We start from the raw sequence: 781 nt of genomic DNA, 5'->3' as shown, positions 1-781 counted from the left end.
ACATCCAACCTCGGTGTAGCGGGCTCTGCAGAGATCCGCTCGACCTCCGCACGGAGGCGTTCGACCTCAGCTTGCGGGTCATCTGCGACTTCGTGGTCTGCGTCTCTGATGCTGCCGGCCGTATTCCGCAGGGTCCCGGCGGCCTGCTCGGCGCGTCCTTCCACCTGTAACTTCGTATCACCGATCAGCCGCCCCGCTTCTGCCTCGACACTTCCCCTCATCTGCTGAGCGACGCCGATGATGCGATCCGAATCCATGATTATCTCCTACTAAGGGTTCCGAAGTGCCCGGCCGGCGGCGCGGGACAGATTCGATCTTCTAACGTCAGAAACACGGCCCTGGTTCTTCGTTATGACTACTCCCCCGCCTTCAGGCGGGGGAGTAGTCACACGTTGCGGTTTTTGCCGGCTGATCACCACGGCAGGAGCGCTGTCCGGTGACGCACCTCCTCCGGCGGACGGCACGCGGTGGAATGGGCATTTTTCCGCTTAAACATTCCTGCCGGCCTCTGTGCAAAATATCGAGAAGATCGGTTGATTTCCGTTTCCCATAAAACGGCCGCATTATAGAGGCGTGTTTTCAGTTTCCATGGAGAAGCTTCATGGCCAAAGCGTCGCTAGGCCGCCCCCGCACCCAACGGGCCCGAACATCGTCGGTACAGGATGTACCTTTGAAAACCTCCGAGAGCGAGAAGAGCATGGAGCACCCGGCCTTTATCCAGGCATTGGAGAACCTCAACGTCGGCGAGCTTCGCCGGGTCATTGCCTTTGCTGAAGCCCGG

The 781-nt window shown here is 59.7% G+C and carries 1 protein-coding gene; it reads right to left on the bottom strand.

The window, feature by feature from the left end:
* The coding region (locus tag Q7A36_RS40350) for a CsbD family protein (protein WP_305109418.1) at positions 1-257 on the bottom strand (257 nt) is incomplete at its 3' end.
* Positions 258-781 lie beyond the last annotated feature (524 nt).

The sequence above is a fragment of the Paracraurococcus lichenis genome, assembly GCF_030657435.1.
GTDB classification, from domain to species: domain Bacteria; phylum Pseudomonadota; class Alphaproteobacteria; order Acetobacterales; family Acetobacteraceae; genus Paracraurococcus; species Paracraurococcus lichenis.
Note: the sequence above shows the minus strand (reverse complement) of the source record. Positions and strands in the feature narration are given on the sequence as shown.